Consider the following 15799-nt stretch of genomic DNA (forward strand, 5'->3'; position numbering starts at 1 on the left):
AGCTTGTCGAGACCCCGGGTCTCGACAAGCTCGACCAGCGTTCCGGTCACACCGGTCAGCGCCGCCCGTAGGTGAGCCGGCGCAACAGGTTCTCGGCGGGCCCCCGGTCACCGCGCCGTTCCAGCGCCGCGGCCCCGACCACGGTCAGGGCCCACACCGCCACCGCGCAGCCGGCCGCCGCGAACGTGGGGCTGGCCGCGTGCCGCGGCAGGTCCAGCAGGAACGGGGCGGCCAGCACGAGCCACGCCACGGACTGGACCAGGTAGCCGGACAGGCCCCGGCGCCCGAGCGCGGCGACGGCGTCCACCAGGGCTGACGCCCGGCCGCCGTCCGCGCCGCTCGTGGACAGGGCAGCACGGGAGACCGTGATGCGGTGCGCCAGGAGGCCGAACAGGCACGTCCAGCCGATCGCGCCGAGCGTGCCCGACACGTTGTACAGCGTGGTCACCAGGCCGGCCGTGCCGGCGTCGACCGGGAGCCAGCCGGCGGCGAGCAGGCCCATCGGCAGGCCGCCGAGGGCGCCGATCGTCAGCCCGCCGGCCGCGCCCCGGCGCAGCAGCGTCAGGTGGTCGCCGGGCCGCTCGAGGATCCGCCGCCGCGCGGCCCACGCGCCGATCCAGACGAACAGGATGAAGGGCAGCACCGTGAGGGTGTGCGCCGGCCACTCGCCCAGGCGCGCCACGACGCCGTCGAGGAAAGTGGGCGCCAGCACCGACGGCATCGGGCTGGTCGGCGCCGACGCGGCGTCGGCCGGGCCGACCGGACCGGCGGTGGCCAGGCGCAGCGTCACGAGCACGAGCAGCGTCAGCGACGCGAGCACCTCGAACGCGATCAGCACCGGAACGATCCGGTAGAGCCGGTCCGAGCGGCGCAGGAGCAGCACCGTGAACGCGATGCCGACCACGCCGTACGCCCCGAGGAAGTCTCCGGAGTAGAGCAGCACACCGTGCACCGCGCCGAAGGCGAGCAGCCAGGCGTTGCGGCGCACGAGGATGCCGCGGACCTCCCGGGGCGTTGCGCCGGCGGCGTCCTGCCGGGCGGCGAGCTGGACCAGGCCGTAGCCGAACAGGAAGGCGAACAGCGGGAACGCCCGGGAGTGCACGAACAGGAACAGCAGCACGATCCACGGGCGCTCGGCGCCGTGCGCCGTGGGGTCCAGGCCGGGGGCGTTCGCGAAGAACACGCCGATGCTGTTCGCGAGCGCGATCAGCAGCAGCATCGCTCCTCGGGCGAGGTCGGGGGCGAGCGCGCGCTCTGCGCGCCGTACGGGACCACGGGGGTGCGGTGCGGTTCGGGTGCCGGACGCCGGGGCGGCGCCGGCAGGTTCCGCGGCTGTCGTCATGGGTCTCTCCTCAGGAGCGTGGGTGGGTGTGGTGACGCGCGCGGCATTAACATACTCATGAAACTATAAGACGTACAGTAATAAGCGCCGGATGCTCCGCCCGGACCCGGCAGCAGCGAGGACGTGTGATCATGAGCCACGTGACGGATCCCGAGACCCCGGCCGGCGGCCTGCCCGACGACGGCGACACGCTCCCCGCCGCGGACGACGTCCCCGCCGGTCTCGCGCGGCTCTGGCGCCTGCGGACGCCGTCCCGGCTGGGCCGCCGCGCCGTCCTGGACGTGGACCAGGTGGTCGGGGCGGCGATCAGGCTGGCGGACCGCGACGGGCTGGCCGGCGTCACGCTGCCGAAGGTGGGTGAGGCGCTCGGCGTCACGCCGATGTCGCTGTACCGCTACGTGGGGTCCAAGGACGAGCTGCTGGTGCTCATGGCGGACCAGGCGAGCAGCCCCGCCGACGCGGCGTCGGGCACCGAGGAGGCGGATGTCGAGGGCGATCCGGCCTGGCGCAGCGCGCTGCGCCGCTGGGCGGCCGACGTGCGCGCCATGTACCGGCGGCACCCGTGGCTGGTGCACCTGCCGGTGCAGGGTCCGCCGTCGGGCCCGCACGGCCTGGCGCGGATGGACGCGGGCCTGGCGGCCCTGCGCGGCACGGAACTCGACTGGGCGGCCAAGGTGGGCGTCGTGACGCTCGTCAGTGGGTACGTGCGCACCGCGTCGCAGCTCGCGGCGGACCTGTCCGCGGCGCGGGCCGGCTCAGGCCTGGACCAGGCGCAGTCGGAGCAGGAGTACGGGCGGGCGATGGCGCGCCTGGTGCGCCCGGACCGGTTCCCCGAGGTGACGGCGCTGTTCGGCTCGGGGCTGTTCGAGCAGGAGCCGCCCGACCAGATCGCCGAGGAGGGCCCGGACCACGACTTCCGGTTCGGGCTGGAGACCATCCTGGACGGCGTGGCCGTGGCGGTGGAACGGTCGGCGGGTGGGGTCAGGCCGTCCCGGGCGCGCCCGGGAGCAGATCGCCCAGGTCGAAGCTGACCGGCTCCTCCAGCTGCTCGTAGGTGCAGGACTCCGGCTCGCGGTCGGGGCGCCAGCGCTTGAACTGCGACGTGTGGCGGAACCGGGAGCCCTCCATGTGGTCGTAGCCCACCTCCAGCACACGCTCGGGCCGCAGCGGGGTGAACGAGAGGTCCTTGCCCGAGCTCCAGCGCGACTGCGCACCGGGCAGGCGGTCGCCCGCCTCGGCCTTGGTGGGGTCGGTCCAGCCCTGCCAGGGGTGCTCCTGGGCCGCGTCCGTAGCCGGCTCCACGACCAGCGGCGCCAGCTCGGCGACGAGCTCCGCGCGCCGCGTCGCCGAGAACGACGCCGCGACGCCGACGAACTGCAGGCGCGGGCCGTCGTCGGTCTCGTCCCACAGGCCCAGCAGCAGGGAGCCGAGCAGGGGCGCCTCGGGCGTCGACGTCTTGTGCAGGCGGTAGCCGGCCAGCACGACGTCGGCGGTGCGCGTGTGCTTGATCTTGAGCATCGTGCGCTTGTTGGGGGCGTAGGGGCCGTCCGCGGGCTTGGCGACTACGCCGTCCAGGCCGGCGCCCTCGAACGAGCCGAACCACTCCGTGGCCACCGCGGCGTCCAGGGTGCGGGGGGTGGCGAACACGAGCGGGCCGGTCAGCCCCAGCCCGTCCAGGGCCTCGATCCGCTCGGTCAGGGGCTGGTCCATGAGGTCGTCGTCACCGAGCGCCAGCACGTCGAAGACGACGAGCGCGGCCGGGGTGGTCTCGGCGAGCATCCGCACGCGGGACTCCGCGGGGTGGATGCGCTGGGAGAGCAGCTCGAAGTCGAGGTGCGCGGCGCCGTGCCCGGGCCGCTGCGCGATGACGATCTCGCCGTCGACCACGCACCGCTCCGGCAGGGCCTCGCGGACGGCCGCGACGACGTCCGGGAAGTATCGCTCCATGGGCTTGGCGTTGCGGGAGTCGATGCGTACCTCGTCGCCGTCGCGGTAGACGATGGCGCGGAAGCCGTCCCACTTGGGTTCGTACACGTAGGCCGGGCCGGCGTCGTCGCCGGCGGGCTGGGCGGGCACCGACGGCACGCTCTTGGCGAGCATCGGCCGGACCGGGGGCTGCACGGGCAGGTTGAGAGTGGTCACGGTACGAGCCTGCCTCAGCGCGGGAGGTAGCGCAGGTAGACGCACCCGCTGTCGAAGGTCCGGGACTCCACCAGGCGCAGGCTCAGCCGTGCGTCCTTCGGCAGCGCGGGCAGCCCGCCGCCCACCACCTCGGGGTAGACCACGAAGCGGAAGTCGTCCACGAGACCCTGCCGGATGAAGTCGGCGGCCACGGTCGGCCCGCCGATGGAGACGACGCCGGGCGCGCAGTTCACGATGCGCCGCAGCTCGCCCGGCTGCAGGTCGCGCACGAGCCGGGTCCGGGCCGACGTCACGGCGTCCGGCGACAGCGACGACGACGCGACGATCTTGTCGACGCCCTGCCAGATCTCCGCGTACCGGTCCGCGTGCGGGTTCGGGTCGGGTCCCGGTTCGTGGGTCTCCCAGTAGACCATCGTCTCGTACATGCGCCGGCCGTGGACGTAGACGGCGGAATCGGCCTCGGTCTCGTTGACGAACGCGAGCAGCTCGTCGGTCGGCCGCGCGAAGGCGAAGCTCCCCTCGGCGTCGACGGTGTACCCGTCGGCGGACATGTTCGCGGTGTAGCGCAGCGTTCCCATGCCCGTCCGACGGCGGAGGCGCGCCGGACTCATCGGTCCGTGCTCGTGCGAGCGGGGTGAGATCGGGTGATGGTGGAGGCTGCACGTCCAGCACCGTCGGGAGGATCGACCATGCCGAAGCGTGACCCCGGACCGAGCGTCAAGGACAAGGAGCTGTACGAGAAGCTCCGCGACGAGGGCAGCTCCAAGGAGAAGTCCGCCCGCATCGCGAACGCCGCGGCGAACACGTCCCGCAAGAGCGTCGGCCGCAAGAGCGGAAAGTCCGGAGACTACGACGACTGGACCGTGGAGAAGCTGCGCAAGCGGGCCGCCGAGATCGGCATCGAGGGCCGCTCCACGATGCGCAAGGACGACCTGATCAAGGCGCTGCGGTCGCACTGACGGCGCCGCGCCGGACGGGGGTTCCACCCGCTCACTCGCCGACGGCGTCCTTGCTGCGGTCCCGGTCCTTGTCGCGGCTCGGCTGGACCCGCTTGGGCTCGCCCGGCATCTTCGGGTACTCGGGCGGGTAGGGCAGATCCTCCAGGCCGTTCGCCTCGTCCCGGGCCGCCAGGTCGAGGGCCGCGTCCAGCGAGCAGTCCAGGGCCGGGTCACGGTCGGCGCGCAGGGCCGCGAACAGGTCGCCCCGCTCGGCGAACCGCGCCGGAGCGGACAGCACGTCGAAGTCGTCGGGGTGCACGTCGGGCACCTCGTCCCAGTCCAGCGGCATCGACACCGTGGCCCGCCCGTTCGCCCGGATCGACCACGCGGAGGCGATCGTGCGGTCCCGCGCCATCTGGTTGTAGTCCACGAAGATCGCCTCGCCGCGCTCCTCCTTCCACCACCGCGTGGTGACCTGGCCCGGCAGCCGCCGCTCCAGCTCGCGGCCGATCGCGATCGTGGCCCGCCGCGCCTCGGTGAAGGTCCACCGCGGCTCCAGCGGCACGAACACGTGCAGCCCCCGGCCGCCGGACGTCTTGGGGTACCCCGTCAGGTCCAGCTCGCCCAGCAGCTCGCGCAGGTGCGGGGCCACCGCGGCGGCGTCGGAGAAGTCCGTGCCCGGCTGCGGGTCGAGGTCGATGCGGAGCTGGTCCACGGCCTCGACGTCGTCCCGCCGCACCGGCCACGGGTGGAACGTGAGCGTGCCCATGTTCGCCGCCCAGGCCACCACGGCCGGCTCGGTGGGGCACACCTCGTCTGCCGTCCGGCCCGACGGGAACGCGATGGTCGCGGTCTCCACGTAGCCCGGCGCACCCCGCGGGATGCGCTTCTGGTAGAAGCCGTCACCCTTCGGGTCGTCCGGCTTGGGCATGCGCGTGGCGAGGTGCGCGCCCTCGTGCCAGCCCTTGGGCCAGCGCTCCAGCGTCGTGGGGCGGTGCAGCAGGGCGCCGGTGATCCCGTCCGCCACGGCCACGAAGTACTCCACGACCTGGAGCTTGGTGATGTCACGGGGGAAGACGACGCGGTCCGGGCTCGTCACGCGCACGGTACGGCCCGCGACGTCGAGCTCCACAGCGGGTGTCTTGGATCCGGCCATGGACCGAACCTAGCCCGCCAGCAGCTCTCGCGCCGCAGAAAGCGCGCGATGCGCCGCGGGCCGGCCCACCACGCGGGCCCGCCGGTCCAGCGCCCGGGTCGCCACCCGCAGGTCCACCCCGCCCCGCGCCAGAGCCACCAGTACGGGCACCGCCGCCTCCGGCGGCGCGGTGCACGCGACGTCGACGGCGGTACGGACCCGGCTGGTCACAGGCACCCCCGCGAGGTGCTCGGTGTCCCGCGCGAGACCCGGGGCACGCCGCGTGAGCTGCCCCGGGCGCGGGGCCGGCCGGTGGGTGTCGGGGGAGTAGGCCAGCTCGACCGGTACCCCGGCCGGCCAGGCCGGTGCGTCGCGCCCGGCGAACAGGCCCGTGTGCACCCACGCGGCCGACGCCGCCGCCAGCACGCACCGGGCGGGCACCTCGTGCGCCAGCGCCAGGGCACGATGCTCCGGGCCCACCACCGAGCCGACCGCGACCGCCGCGCCGTCGTGCAGCTCGACCAGCGCCCCCGCACGGCGCAGGTCCCACCAGGCCACCGGGCCCCCGACGTGCTCCGGAGTCACGACGCGGGCCGGCGCCGTCGGCCCGGGGTCGAGGAACGCGGCGAGGGACGGGAACGGCACCTGCAGAACCTATGCGCAACGGGCCCGGTCGCGCAGCGCGCGACCGGACCCGTTGTGGACAACCTCAGCCCGGATCAGCCCCGGGAGTCCTCCGCGGCCTTGACGACCTGCTCCAGCCACGAGCGGCGAGCCGCCACGGCGGCCTCCAGCTCCGAGACCTTGCGCTTGTCGCCCTTGGCCTGAGCATCCGCGAGGTCCGCCTCGAGACCCGCGATCGCGGACTCGAGCTGCGCCGCCGCACCCTCGGCACGCGCCCGCGTCTCCGGGTTGGTGCGCTTCCACTGCGCCTGGTCGGCGTCGCGGACCGCGGTCTCCACCGCACGCAGCCGAGCCTCGATGCGCTGGATGTCGCCGCGCGGAACCTTGCCGGCCTCCTCCCAGCGCTCCTGCACGCTGCGCAGGCCCGCCTTGGCCTTGTTCAGGTCCTTGACCGGGAGCAGCGCCTCCGCCTCCTCCAGCAGGACCTCCTTGACCTTCAGGTTCTCGCCGTACTCCGCGTCGATCACCGCGTTCTCGGCGTCCCGCGCCTGGAAGAACCGGTCCTGCGCGGCCCGGAACCGGGCCCACAGCGCGTCGTCGTCCTTGCGGGACGCCCGCCCGGCCGCCTTCCAGCGCGTCATCAGGTCGCGGTACGCACCCGCGGTGTAGCCCCAGTCGGTGCTGTCCGACAGCGCCTCCGCCTCGGACACCAGCTTCTCCTTCTCGACCTTGGCCGCGCTGTTGCGCTGCTCCAGGTCGGCGAAGAAGTGCCGGCGCTCGCGGTCGAACGCGGTGCGGGCGTGGCTGAACCGCTTCCAGAGCGACTCCTCCGTGGGGCGGTCGATGCGCGGCCCGGAACGCTGGGCGTCCTTCCACTGGTCCAGCAGGGCGCGCAGCTCCTCGCCCGCCGGGCGCCACTGCATCTTGCTCGGGTCGGTCCCCGCGATCTTCTCGGCGGCCTCCACGATCGAGGTGCGGGACGCGACGGCCTCGGCCTTGGCGGCGGACCGCGCCTGCTCCAGGGCGGCACGGCGCTCCGCGGAGCGGCCCCGCAGGGTCTCGACGCGGGCCCGCAGACCGTCCAGGTCGCCGACGGCGGCCGGCTCGGCCGTCTCCTCGCCCAGCTTCTGCAGCGTCTGGTCGATCTCGCGCACCGACAGGTCGGCGCTCTCCAGCCGGGCCTCGAACAGCCCGACCTTCGCGCTCAGGTCGAGGTAGCGGCGCACGTACAGCGCGAGCGCCTCCTCGGTCGTGACGCCGGGGAACTGGCCCACGACGCGCTCGCCGGCGGCGTCGTGCACGTAGACGTTGCCCTCGTCGTCGACGCGGCCGAACTTCTCCGCCTCGGCGTGCGCGACGGCGTCCGCGGCGGCGGGCACCACGGGAGCGGCCGGCGCGGCGGGCGCGGACTGGGCCACGGGGGCCGACGGCGCGCCCGGCTTCGGGGCACGCGGCCGCGCGAGCGCGGCCGGCGACGGGATCGCGGACGGCTTCGGCGTGGCGGGCTTCGGCGCGGGGGCGGCGGCCGGGGCCTCGGCGGCGGGGGTCTCCGCGGCCTCGTCGGCCGGAGCCGCTTCAGCCGGAGCCTCCTCGGCGGGGGCCTCGGTCTCAGCCGGAGCCGCCTCGGCGGCGGCCTCGGTCTCGGCCGGGGTCTCCTCCGTCGTCGCCTCGGCAGTCGCAGGCTCCTCGGCCGTTGCCGCGGCTTCAGCCGGAGCCTCGGCCTCGGCGGCGGGAGCGTCCTCAGTGGGAGTCTCGGCCGCAGCGGTCTCGGCTTCGGCGGTCTCGGCCTCGGCAGCCGGGGCCTCCTCGGCCGGAGCCTCGGCGGCGGGCGCCTCGTCCGCGGCAGCCTCCTCGACCGGAGCCTCCTCGACCGGAGCCTCCTCGGCGGCTGCCTCGGGCTCGGCCACGGGAGCTTCCGCACCGGCCTGCTCCGTCGCGGGCGCCTCTTCGGTCGCCTCCGCGGCAGCCTCCGGTGCGTCGGCCTCGACAGCCGCCTCAGGGGCCTCGCCGGCCACCTCGGCGGGGGCCTCGGCTGCGGTCGGAGTCTCGGCCACGGGCTCGACGGGCGCGTCCTGCTGGACGGGCTCGGTCGAGCGAGAAGTGGGTTCGCTCACTGGGTCTCAACTCCTTCGATGGTGACCGGGTTGGCAGGTGGACCGTCTGGTGCACCTTCTGCCACGCCCGCGTCAGCGACTGCTTGGACAAAGTCCAGGCCGGATGTGATCGTGCCGAAGACCGTGTACCCGCCGGCGGTGTCGGAGGGGATGGTCGAATCCTCGTAGACGAGGAAGAACTGGGAGCCCATGGAGTTGGGGTCGTCGCCGCGTCGCGCCATCGCGACGGTGCCCGCGGGGTAGACGTCGTCGTCCGGGGCGTTCTCGACGGGGCCGAAGGAGTAGCCCGGGCTGCCGGAGCCGGTGAAGGTCGGGTCGCCGCACTGGAGCACGAAGATGTTCTCCGTGGTCAGGCGGTGGCAGCCGGTCCCGTCGAAGTACTTGCCCTGGGCGAGGGTGACGAAGCTGGCGACGGCCTGCGGTGCGGCGGCGCCGTCGAGCTCGAGCACGATGTCGGCGGTCGTGTCGCCGGAGCAGGCCTGCAGGGTGACGGTCCAGGTACGGTCCTCGGCCACCGCGGGGTCGGCGAGCTCGTAGCTGTCCCGAGCCTCCTCGACGGCCTCCGGGCAGGCGCCGGCCTCGGGTGCGGCGTTGTTGTTGATCAGCGCCGCGATCACGAAGGCGCCCACGAGCGCAAGCACCGTGAACAGCGCGACCAGGATCCACAGCCGCTGCTTGCGCGCGCGCTTGGCCGCCTGCCGCTGCGCCTGCTTCTCGGCCTGCCTGGCCTGCTGCGCGCGCTGCCGCTGCTTGGTGGAAGCCACCGCGTTCCCTTCTCCGTGCTCTCTTGTGCTCGCCCCGACCCGGGCGCGGCCCCGCCGGGACCGGTTCACCTGATGGATCCGGGGCGAATCACCCCGTGCGGGGACAGTGTAGGCATCGGATGCCAGGTCATACTGTCTGAGCCGCGCCCGCGAGGGGTGAACAAGCGTCCACAAGGGTCGGACGGACCGGTTAGCGTGGGTTTCGTGGAGCTTCGAGTCGTGGTCGCGCCGGTCTTCGGAACCAACTGCTGCGTGGTGTCCGCCGGTACCGACTGCGTGGTGGTGGACGCGGGCGCAGGGGTCGCGGACGCCGTCGGGCGGCTGGTCGACGACGCCGGCCTGACCCCGCGCGCCGTCCTGGCCACGCACGGCCACGCCGACCACACGTGGGACGCCGGGGCGCTGTGCGCGCGGTACGACATCCCGATGCGGCTGCACGAGGCCGACGCCTACCGGCTGGCCGAGCCGTTCGCCACCCTCAGCCCCGCGCTGGAGTCCGCGCTCGGCCTGCACCGCGACGACTACCGCGCGCCGGACGTGGTCGAGCCGTTCGCGACCCCGGGCGGGTCGACGACGCTCACGTTCGGTGCCGTCACGCTCCAGGCCCTGCACGCGCCCGGGCACACGGAGGGCTCCACGCTCTACCGGCTCGACGACGAGGTGGTGCTGTCCGGTGACGTCCTGTTCGCGGGCTCCATCGGGCGCACCGACCTGCACGGCGGCTCCGACCAGGTGATGGGCGAGACCCTGCGCGACGTGGTGCGCGCGCTCGACCCGGGGCTCGCCGTAGTCCCGGGGCACGGCCCGACCACCACCGTGGCGCACGAGCTGGGGACCAACCCATTCCTCGCGGCGGGCCGCGGATGAGGGCCTACGTCGACGCGGGTGCGGGCATGGCCGAGGACGGCTGGTCCGCCGCCTGGACGTTCGACCTGGAGCACTGGGGCACCTGCGGCCAGGGACCCGACGACGACGCGGCGCTGGCCGACCTCGCCGCCCGGTGCCGCCTCGGCACGGGCGCTGTCGACGTCGTCGAACGCGTGGACCGCGCCGCGAGCGGGGACGAGACGGTGTTCGAACGGGACATGCTCCCGGCGTCCGATGCCGAGCGCGCGGCGACGCTCGCGGTCCTCGACCGCGCCCGGGCGCGGACCCTCGCCCTGGTGCGCGCCGCGCCGCGCGGCGTCCTGGACTACCGAGACCCCGGCCGGCGGCTGCCGGCCTACGCCTCCTGGCACACGGTGGAACAGCTCGCGTTCCACATCGCGGACACCGAGTCGCGCTACTACCTGCCGCTGCTCGGCCTGCCCGCGCGGGAGCGGGCGGACGACGTGGTGACCGAGCTCGAGGAGTCCGGCGCGCACGTGCGGCGCACGGTCGAGGCGCTGGCGCCGGACCTGGCCACGGCCTGGCCCGAGCACGGGAGCTGGACCAGCGTGAAGGTGCTGCGCCGCCTGGCGTGGCACGAGCGCGGCGAGCTCGACGTGCTCGCCCGCCTGGACCAGGCTGTGGAAAACCCGGGCTGACCGGTCGCCGCTCGTGGGAAGATCTGAGGCATGGCAAAGCCCACTCCTCTCTCCGGTTTCCCCGAATGGCTCCCTGACGGTCGCATCGTCGAGCAGCACGTCCTCGACACCCTGCGCCACACCTTCGAGCTGCACGGGTTCGCCGGGATCGAGACGCGGGCCGTCGAGCCACTGGACCAGCTGCTGCGCAAGGGGGAGACCTCCAAGGAGGTCTATCTGCTCTCGCGTCTCCAGGAGGAGAACAGCCAGATCCCCGACAAGCAGCTCGGCCTGCACTTCGACCTGACCGTTCCCTTCGCCCGCTACGTGCTCGAGAACGCCGGCCGCATCGCGTTCCCGTTCCGCCGCTACCAGATCCAGAAGGTGTGGCGCGGCGAGCGCCCGCAGGACGGCCGGTTCCGCGAGTTCGTCCAGGCCGACATCGACATCGTCGGCGCGGGCGAGCTGCCGTACCACTTCGAGGTCGAGGCGCCGCTGGTCATGGCCGAGGCGCTCGGCGCCCTGGGCGAGATCGGCCTGCCGCCCGTGCGCATCCTGGTGAACAACCGCCGGGTCGCCGAGGGCTTCTACCGCGGCGTCGGCCTGGAGGACGTCGAGGGTGTGCTGCGGCAGATCGACAAGCTCGACAAGATCGGGCCGGAGAAGGTCTCCGAGCTGCTCGTGACCGAGTGCGGCGCCACCGACGACCAGGCCAAGGCCTGCCTGGCGCTCGCGTCGATCTCGGGTTCGGACGTCGGCGTGATCGACGAGGTGCGCGCGCTGGCCGAGTCCTACGGCGCGGTCACGGAGCTGCTGGAGACCGGCCTGGCCGAGCTCGGCGCGCTGATCGCCGCGGCGGCACAGCGCGCGCCGGGCGTGGTCGTGGCGGACCTGAAGATCGCGCGCGGCCTCGACTACTACACGGGCTCGGTGTACGAGACGGTGCTGGTGGGCCACGAGCAGCTCGGCTCGGTCTGCTCGGGCGGCCGCTACGACACGCTCGCCTCCGACGGCAAGAACACCTACCCCGGCGTTGGCCTGTCGATCGGCGTCTCGCGCCTGGTCTCCCGCCTGCTGTCCGCCGACCTGGTGGAGGCGACCCGCTCGGTGCCGTCCGCCGTGCTGGTCGCGGTGGCGTCCGAGGAGGAGCGCGCGACGTCCGACGCCGTGGCCGCCGCGCTGCGCGCCCGGGACATCCCGGTCGAGGTGGCGCCCAGCGCCGCGAAGTTCGGGAAGCAGATCAAGTACGCCGACCGGCGCGGCATCCCGTTCGTGTGGTTCCCGGGCTCCGCGGGCGAGGACGGCGTGGTGGGTGCCGACCAGGTCAAGGACATCCGCTCCGGCGACCAGGTCGACGCCGACGCCGCGTCGTGGGCGCCGTCGGACGAGGACCGCTGGCCCCGGGTCGTGCCGCGCGGGTGAACCTCACGGGTGAACTGGAGGGTGTTGTCCGGTATGCCCGAAGCCGCGTGCTCGCGGTCGGCTAGCCTCGCGTCGAGTCGATGAGACTCCGTACGTAACGACGCCGCCCGGCCGACCCTCGGCCTGCCGGCGGGCCGAGGGGACAGTCGATGACGGGTTCGGGACGCTTCGGTGACGAGGTAGTCGGCGAGCGCTGGGAACAGTCGCTCGTCGGGGTGACCGGCGCGCCCCAGGAACCGGTGAGACGGCGTCGCGACCGGGGTGCCGTGAAGGCGGCCTGGACGCGACGGGTCCGGCGCTCGCGTCGTGTCACCGAGAGGATCATCGCCGCCGACGGGCTCAGCACCGCTGACGAGCTCAGCACCGCTGACGAGCTCAGCGCTGCTGGCGGGCTCGGTGCCGCTGGCTGGGGCCGCGGCGCCGAGCCCGTCGGCGGGTTCCGCAACGCTGGGCCGCACCGTGCCGCTGGGCCGCACCGTGCCGCTGAAGCGCACCGCGGCGGCGCGGACGACAACCGGCTGCACCCTCGTCGCCCCGTCCGGCGCCGGATCCGGGTGCCCGCCGTCGTGCTGGCCGCGGCGCTCGGGGGGTCCACAGCCGTCCTCGCGTTCTCGCCGGTCGAGGCCGACCGCGTCGCGCTCGTCTGCCCGGCCGGGGTGTCCGTGGCCTGGGTCGACCAGTACCGCGACGTGCTCGGTCTGCGGCTGCCGGACCCGAGGGACCACCTCGTGGTCGAGGCCCCTGCGGGCTCGGACGTCGCCGTGACGTTCACCGACGGAGCCGGTGCCGCCTATCCGACCGTGCGCGACGCCGTCCCCGACGCCGGGACGCTCGCCGTCGAGCCGCCGCGGGCGCTGGCCGCGTCCGAGCGGGGGCGGTGGAGCGTGTCGGTCGTGGTGTCGGGTGTCGCCGCGTCGGGCGATGCGGCCTCGGCGGGGTGCGCCGCGCCGCTGCCCTGACGCCGCGTACCTCAATCCCAGCGGCCTGACGCTGTGGACAACTTGACGCGCAATCGAACGAGTGTTCGAATCGACTTATGCGTTGGCAAGGGCAGGCGATCTCGAACGACGACGACGGCGCGCTGCCCGGGCTCGAACTGCCCGCGCTGCGCGGCGCTGAGCTGCTGCGCACCGTCCGGTCGCCCGAGTTCGCGGGCGTGACCTTCCACGAGGTGCTGGCCAAGAGCGCGCTCTCGAAGGTCCCGGCCGCCTCGCAGATGCCGTTCCGCTGGACGGTGAACCCGTACCGCGGATGCAGTCATGCCTGTTATTACTGCTTTGCCCGAAATACTCACGAATATCTCGACCTCGACGCCGGCCACGACTTCGACTCCCAGGTGGTCGTCAAGGTCAACGCCGACCAGGTGCTGCGCGCCGAGCTGGCCAAGCAGTCCTGGTCGCACGAGCCGGTCGCGCTCGGCACCAACACCGACCCTTACCAGCGGGCCGAGGGACGCTACCGGCTCATGCCCGGCATCATCTCGGCGCTCGCGGACTCCGGCACGCCGTTCTCGATCCTGACCAAGGGCACGCTCCTGCGGCGTGACCTGCCGCTGATCGTCGAGGCCGCGGAGCAGGTCGACGTCGGGCTCGGCGTCTCGCTCGCGTTCGCCGACACGCCGCAGGGCAAGGAGCTGCAGCAGGCCGTCGAGCCCGGCACCCCGACGCCGAAGGCCCGGCTCGACCTGATCCGCGCGATCCGGGCGGCGGGCCTGCCGTGCGGCGTCATGGTCGCGCCGGTGCTGCCCTGGCTGACCGACTCCCTCGCGCACCTCGAGCGGCTCCTCGACAACCTGGTCGAGGCGGGTGCGACCGGCGTCACCGTGCTGCCGCTGCACCTGCGGCCCGGCGCCCGCGAGTGGTACCTCGGCTGGCTCGAACGCTCCCACCCGCACCTCGTCGAGGGCTACGGCCGCGTCTACGCGCGCGGCGCCTACGCGCACAAGGGGTACAGGGACTGGCTCTGGGAGCGGGTGCGTCCCCTGATCCACGAACGCGGGCTCGGCGGCGCGGCGATGCACCGGGTCGGCGAGGACCAGCACGCGGAGGGCGACTACCCGCGCGGCGCGTTCACCGGTGTACGGGCCGACGGCGCCGGCGCGGCCTCCCTGACCGCGGACGTCGGCAGCGAGACCCTGTTCTGATGGAGCCACCGCGTCCGCGCGTCGACCCGCGCCTGCCCGGGTACATGCTGGAGCCGCTCGCGGGCGGGTGGTCGGGGGAGACCTTCCTCGCGACCGACCCCGCGGATCCCGGGCACCCGGGGGGCCGCGTGGTGGTGCGGTACTTCGCCGACGGCCGGCACGCCCCGGACGCCGCCCGGATCCAGGCGGCGCTGCTGGACCGGGTCCGCGGCCTGGTCCCGGTCCCGGTGGTCCGCCAGGTGCATGACGCCGCCGCCGGCCTGCCCGGGCTGCTCGTCACGGAGCTGCTGCCGGGGGAGCGCGGCGACCTGGTGCTCGCGCGGCTGGTCGCCGAGCGCCTTGCCGACAAGCCCCGGGCCGACGACGACCTGCGGTCCCTGGGCAGCGCGCTCGGCCGGGTCGCGGGAACGCTCGCCGCCACACCGCTGCCACGGACCGGGCTGTTCGCCGACCCAGGGCTGCGGATCGAGCCGTTCGACCTCCGGCTGCCCGACTGGGTCGACACCCACGCACCCCGACTGGTCGAGGCCGGCTGGTCCGCCGGCGAGGTCGCGGGCCTGCGGACGGTCGCCGAACGGGCCGCCGCCGACCTGGACGGCGCCGCGCCCTGCCTGGTGCACAGCGACCTGAACCCCAAGAACGTGCTCGTGGACCCGGCGACGCTCCAGGTCACCGGCGTGCTCGACTGGGAGTTCGCGCACGCCGGACATCCGGCCACCGACCTGGGCAACCTGCTGCGCTTCGACCGGGAGGCGGCGTACGTCGAGGGCGTCCTGGACGGCTGGTTCGCGGGGTCGGGCGCGGACCGGGACGCCGGTGAGCCCTGCCGGCGTCGGGCAAGAGACCTGGCGCGCGCCGCCGACCTGGTCGCCCTGATCGACCTCGCGGCCCGCGCGGAGCCGAACCCGGTGGTGCGCCGGGCCCGCGCGCACCTGGTCGCGATCGCCCGCACCGGCGACGTCGGCTCAGCTCCCTGAAATGACGGGTGAAGACCAGGACGCGGGCCGGGACGGCGCCCGGCCGGCCAGGCCCGGGACCTAGGGTGTCGGCATGGCCGAACTCGCCCCGTACACGATCACGCCCGGCACGCTGGCGCGGCTGGCACAGCCCACGCTGCCGGTCGGCGACGGCGAGGTGCTGCGGCCCTGGAACGGCACCGACGCCCTGGCCCTCCGGGACGCGTACGCCGACCCGGACATCCAGCGCTGGCACGTGCGACGGATCGACTCGCCGGACGAGGCGCTCGGGATGATCGTGAACTGGCAGCACGCGTGGGCGCAGGAGCGCCGCCTGGAGTGGGCGGTCGCCGGCGCGGACGGGGCGCTGCTGGGGCGGCTCGCGCTGAAGGACCTCGAGCTGTTCGACGGCGTCGCCGAGATCGCCTACTGGACCGTCCCGGCCGCCCGCGGCCGCGGCGTGGCGCCGCGGGCCGTCACGGCGGCGAGCGCCTGGGCGTTCGACGCCGGGTTCCGGCGGCTGGAGCTGGAGCACTCGACGCTGAACGAGGCGTCCTGCCGGGTCGCGCAGAAGGCCGGGTTCGTCCCCGAGGGGACCCGGCGCGGGGCTGCTCGGCACGCGGACGGCCACCACGACATGCACGTCCACGCCCGCCTGGCCGACGCCGAGGGCGCGCTCCCTCTCGAGGCCTAAGTTTCTTCGCTCTGCGGCCC

Annotated in this window: 16 protein-coding genes; 9 read left to right on the forward strand and 7 right to left on the reverse strand. The window is 74.2% G+C overall.

The features are described 5' to 3' along the window. Window positions 1–55: 55 nt before the first annotated feature. Window positions 56–1342, reverse strand: a complete 1287-nt coding sequence (locus ACFU5G_RS23065) for a DUF418 domain-containing protein (RefSeq protein WP_377250041.1) — start codon at window positions 1340–1342, stop codon at window positions 56–58. A 131-nt stretch (window positions 1343–1473) separates the two neighbouring features. Between ACFU5G_RS23065 and ACFU5G_RS23070 the strand changes: the two genes are divergently transcribed. Then, on the forward strand, window positions 1474–2373 hold the full coding sequence (locus ACFU5G_RS23070) for a TetR/AcrR family transcriptional regulator (RefSeq protein ID WP_377250043.1): 900 nt from the start codon (window positions 1474–1476) through the stop codon (window positions 2371–2373). On the opposite strand, the gene ACFU5G_RS23075 is transcribed toward ACFU5G_RS23070, so the two are convergent. After that, window positions 2324–3442: an ATP-dependent DNA ligase gene (locus ACFU5G_RS23075; RefSeq protein ID WP_377250074.1), complete on the reverse strand. Its 1119-nt coding sequence runs from the start codon at window positions 3440–3442 to the stop codon at window positions 2324–2326. The two genes, ACFU5G_RS23070 and ACFU5G_RS23075, sit on opposite strands and share 50 nt — an antisense overlap. A 56-nt stretch (window positions 3443–3498) precedes the next feature. Beyond that, the gene (locus ACFU5G_RS23080; RefSeq protein WP_377250045.1) at window positions 3499–4062 is read right to left on the reverse strand and encodes a dihydrofolate reductase family protein; all 564 of its coding nucleotides are present in this window, start codon (window positions 4060–4062) and stop codon (window positions 3499–3501) included. Window positions 4063–4173: 111 nt separating this feature from the next. On the opposite strand from ACFU5G_RS23080, the gene ACFU5G_RS23085 reads away from it, so the two are divergent. Continuing rightward, window positions 4174–4443 (forward strand): Rho termination factor N-terminal domain-containing protein, encoded by a 270-nt coding sequence (locus ACFU5G_RS23085; protein ID WP_377250047.1) that lies wholly within the window; start codon window positions 4174–4176, stop codon window positions 4441–4443. Between the two features lie 31 nt (window positions 4444–4474). Here ACFU5G_RS23085 and ACFU5G_RS23090 read toward each other — a convergent pair whose 3' ends face one another. The 4 genes from ACFU5G_RS23090 to ACFU5G_RS23105 form a co-directional block, all read right to left on the reverse strand. After that, window positions 4475–5578, reverse strand: a complete 1104-nt coding sequence (locus tag ACFU5G_RS23090) for a DNA polymerase domain-containing protein (RefSeq protein ID WP_033325838.1) — start codon at window positions 5576–5578, stop codon at window positions 4475–4477. Window positions 5579–5587: 9 nt separating this feature from the next. Further along, window positions 5588–6202, reverse strand: coding sequence for a hypothetical protein (locus ACFU5G_RS23095; protein WP_377250049.1), 615 nt, complete (start codon window positions 6200–6202; stop codon window positions 5588–5590). Window positions 6203–6276: 74 nt separating this feature from the next. After that, window positions 6277–8295, reverse strand: coding sequence for a DUF349 domain-containing protein (locus ACFU5G_RS23100; protein ID WP_377250051.1), 2019 nt, complete (start codon window positions 8293–8295; stop codon window positions 6277–6279). Continuing rightward, window positions 8292–9059, reverse strand: a complete 768-nt coding sequence (locus ACFU5G_RS23105; protein ID WP_377250053.1) for a peptidylprolyl isomerase — start codon at window positions 9057–9059, stop codon at window positions 8292–8294. Before ACFU5G_RS23105 ends, ACFU5G_RS23100 begins: the two co-directional genes overlap by 4 nt. A gap of 204 nt (window positions 9060–9263) precedes the next feature. On the opposite strand from ACFU5G_RS23105, the gene ACFU5G_RS23110 reads away from it, so the two are divergent. The 7 genes from ACFU5G_RS23110 to ACFU5G_RS23140 all read left to right on the forward strand — a co-directional run bounded on the left by ACFU5G_RS23110 (window position 9264) and on the right by ACFU5G_RS23140 (window position 15779). Continuing rightward, entirely contained in the window at window positions 9264–9926 is a 663-nt protein-coding gene (locus ACFU5G_RS23110; RefSeq protein WP_377250056.1) for an MBL fold metallo-hydrolase, read from the forward strand. Next, the gene (locus ACFU5G_RS23115) at window positions 9923–10585 is read left to right on the forward strand and encodes a DinB family protein (RefSeq protein ID WP_377250058.1); all 663 of its coding nucleotides are present in this window, start codon (window positions 9923–9925) and stop codon (window positions 10583–10585) included. The genes ACFU5G_RS23110 and ACFU5G_RS23115 overlap by 4 nt, the downstream gene beginning before the upstream one ends. A gap of 30 nt (window positions 10586–10615) precedes the next feature. After that, window positions 10616–11986 carry a histidine--tRNA ligase gene (gene hisS, locus ACFU5G_RS23120; RefSeq protein ID WP_377250061.1) on the forward strand — a complete coding sequence of 457 codons (1371 nt, stop codon included), beginning with the start codon at window positions 10616–10618 and terminating at the stop codon, window positions 11984–11986. Between the two features lie 149 nt (window positions 11987–12135). Then, window positions 12136–12945, forward strand: a complete 810-nt coding sequence (locus ACFU5G_RS23125; protein ID WP_377250064.1) for a hypothetical protein — start codon at window positions 12136–12138, stop codon at window positions 12943–12945. A 77-nt stretch (window positions 12946–13022) separates the two neighbouring features. Further along, window positions 13023–14129, forward strand: coding sequence for an Rv2578c family radical SAM protein (locus ACFU5G_RS23130; RefSeq protein ID WP_377250067.1), 1107 nt, complete (start codon window positions 13023–13025; stop codon window positions 14127–14129). Next, entirely contained in the window at window positions 14129–15106 is a 978-nt protein-coding gene (locus ACFU5G_RS23135; RefSeq protein WP_377250069.1) for a phosphotransferase family protein, read from the forward strand. The genes ACFU5G_RS23130 and ACFU5G_RS23135 overlap by 1 nt, the downstream gene beginning before the upstream one ends. A gap of 73 nt (window positions 15107–15179) precedes the next feature. Then, on the forward strand, window positions 15180–15779 hold the full coding sequence (locus tag ACFU5G_RS23140) for a GNAT family N-acetyltransferase (RefSeq protein ID WP_377250071.1): 600 nt from the start codon (window positions 15180–15182) through the stop codon (window positions 15777–15779). The last annotated feature ends 20 nt before the right edge of the window (window positions 15780–15799 follow it).

It is taken from the genome of Promicromonospora sp. NPDC057488 (assembly GCF_042802395.1).
In the GTDB taxonomy this organism is placed as follows: domain Bacteria; phylum Actinomycetota; class Actinomycetes; order Actinomycetales; family Cellulomonadaceae; genus Promicromonospora.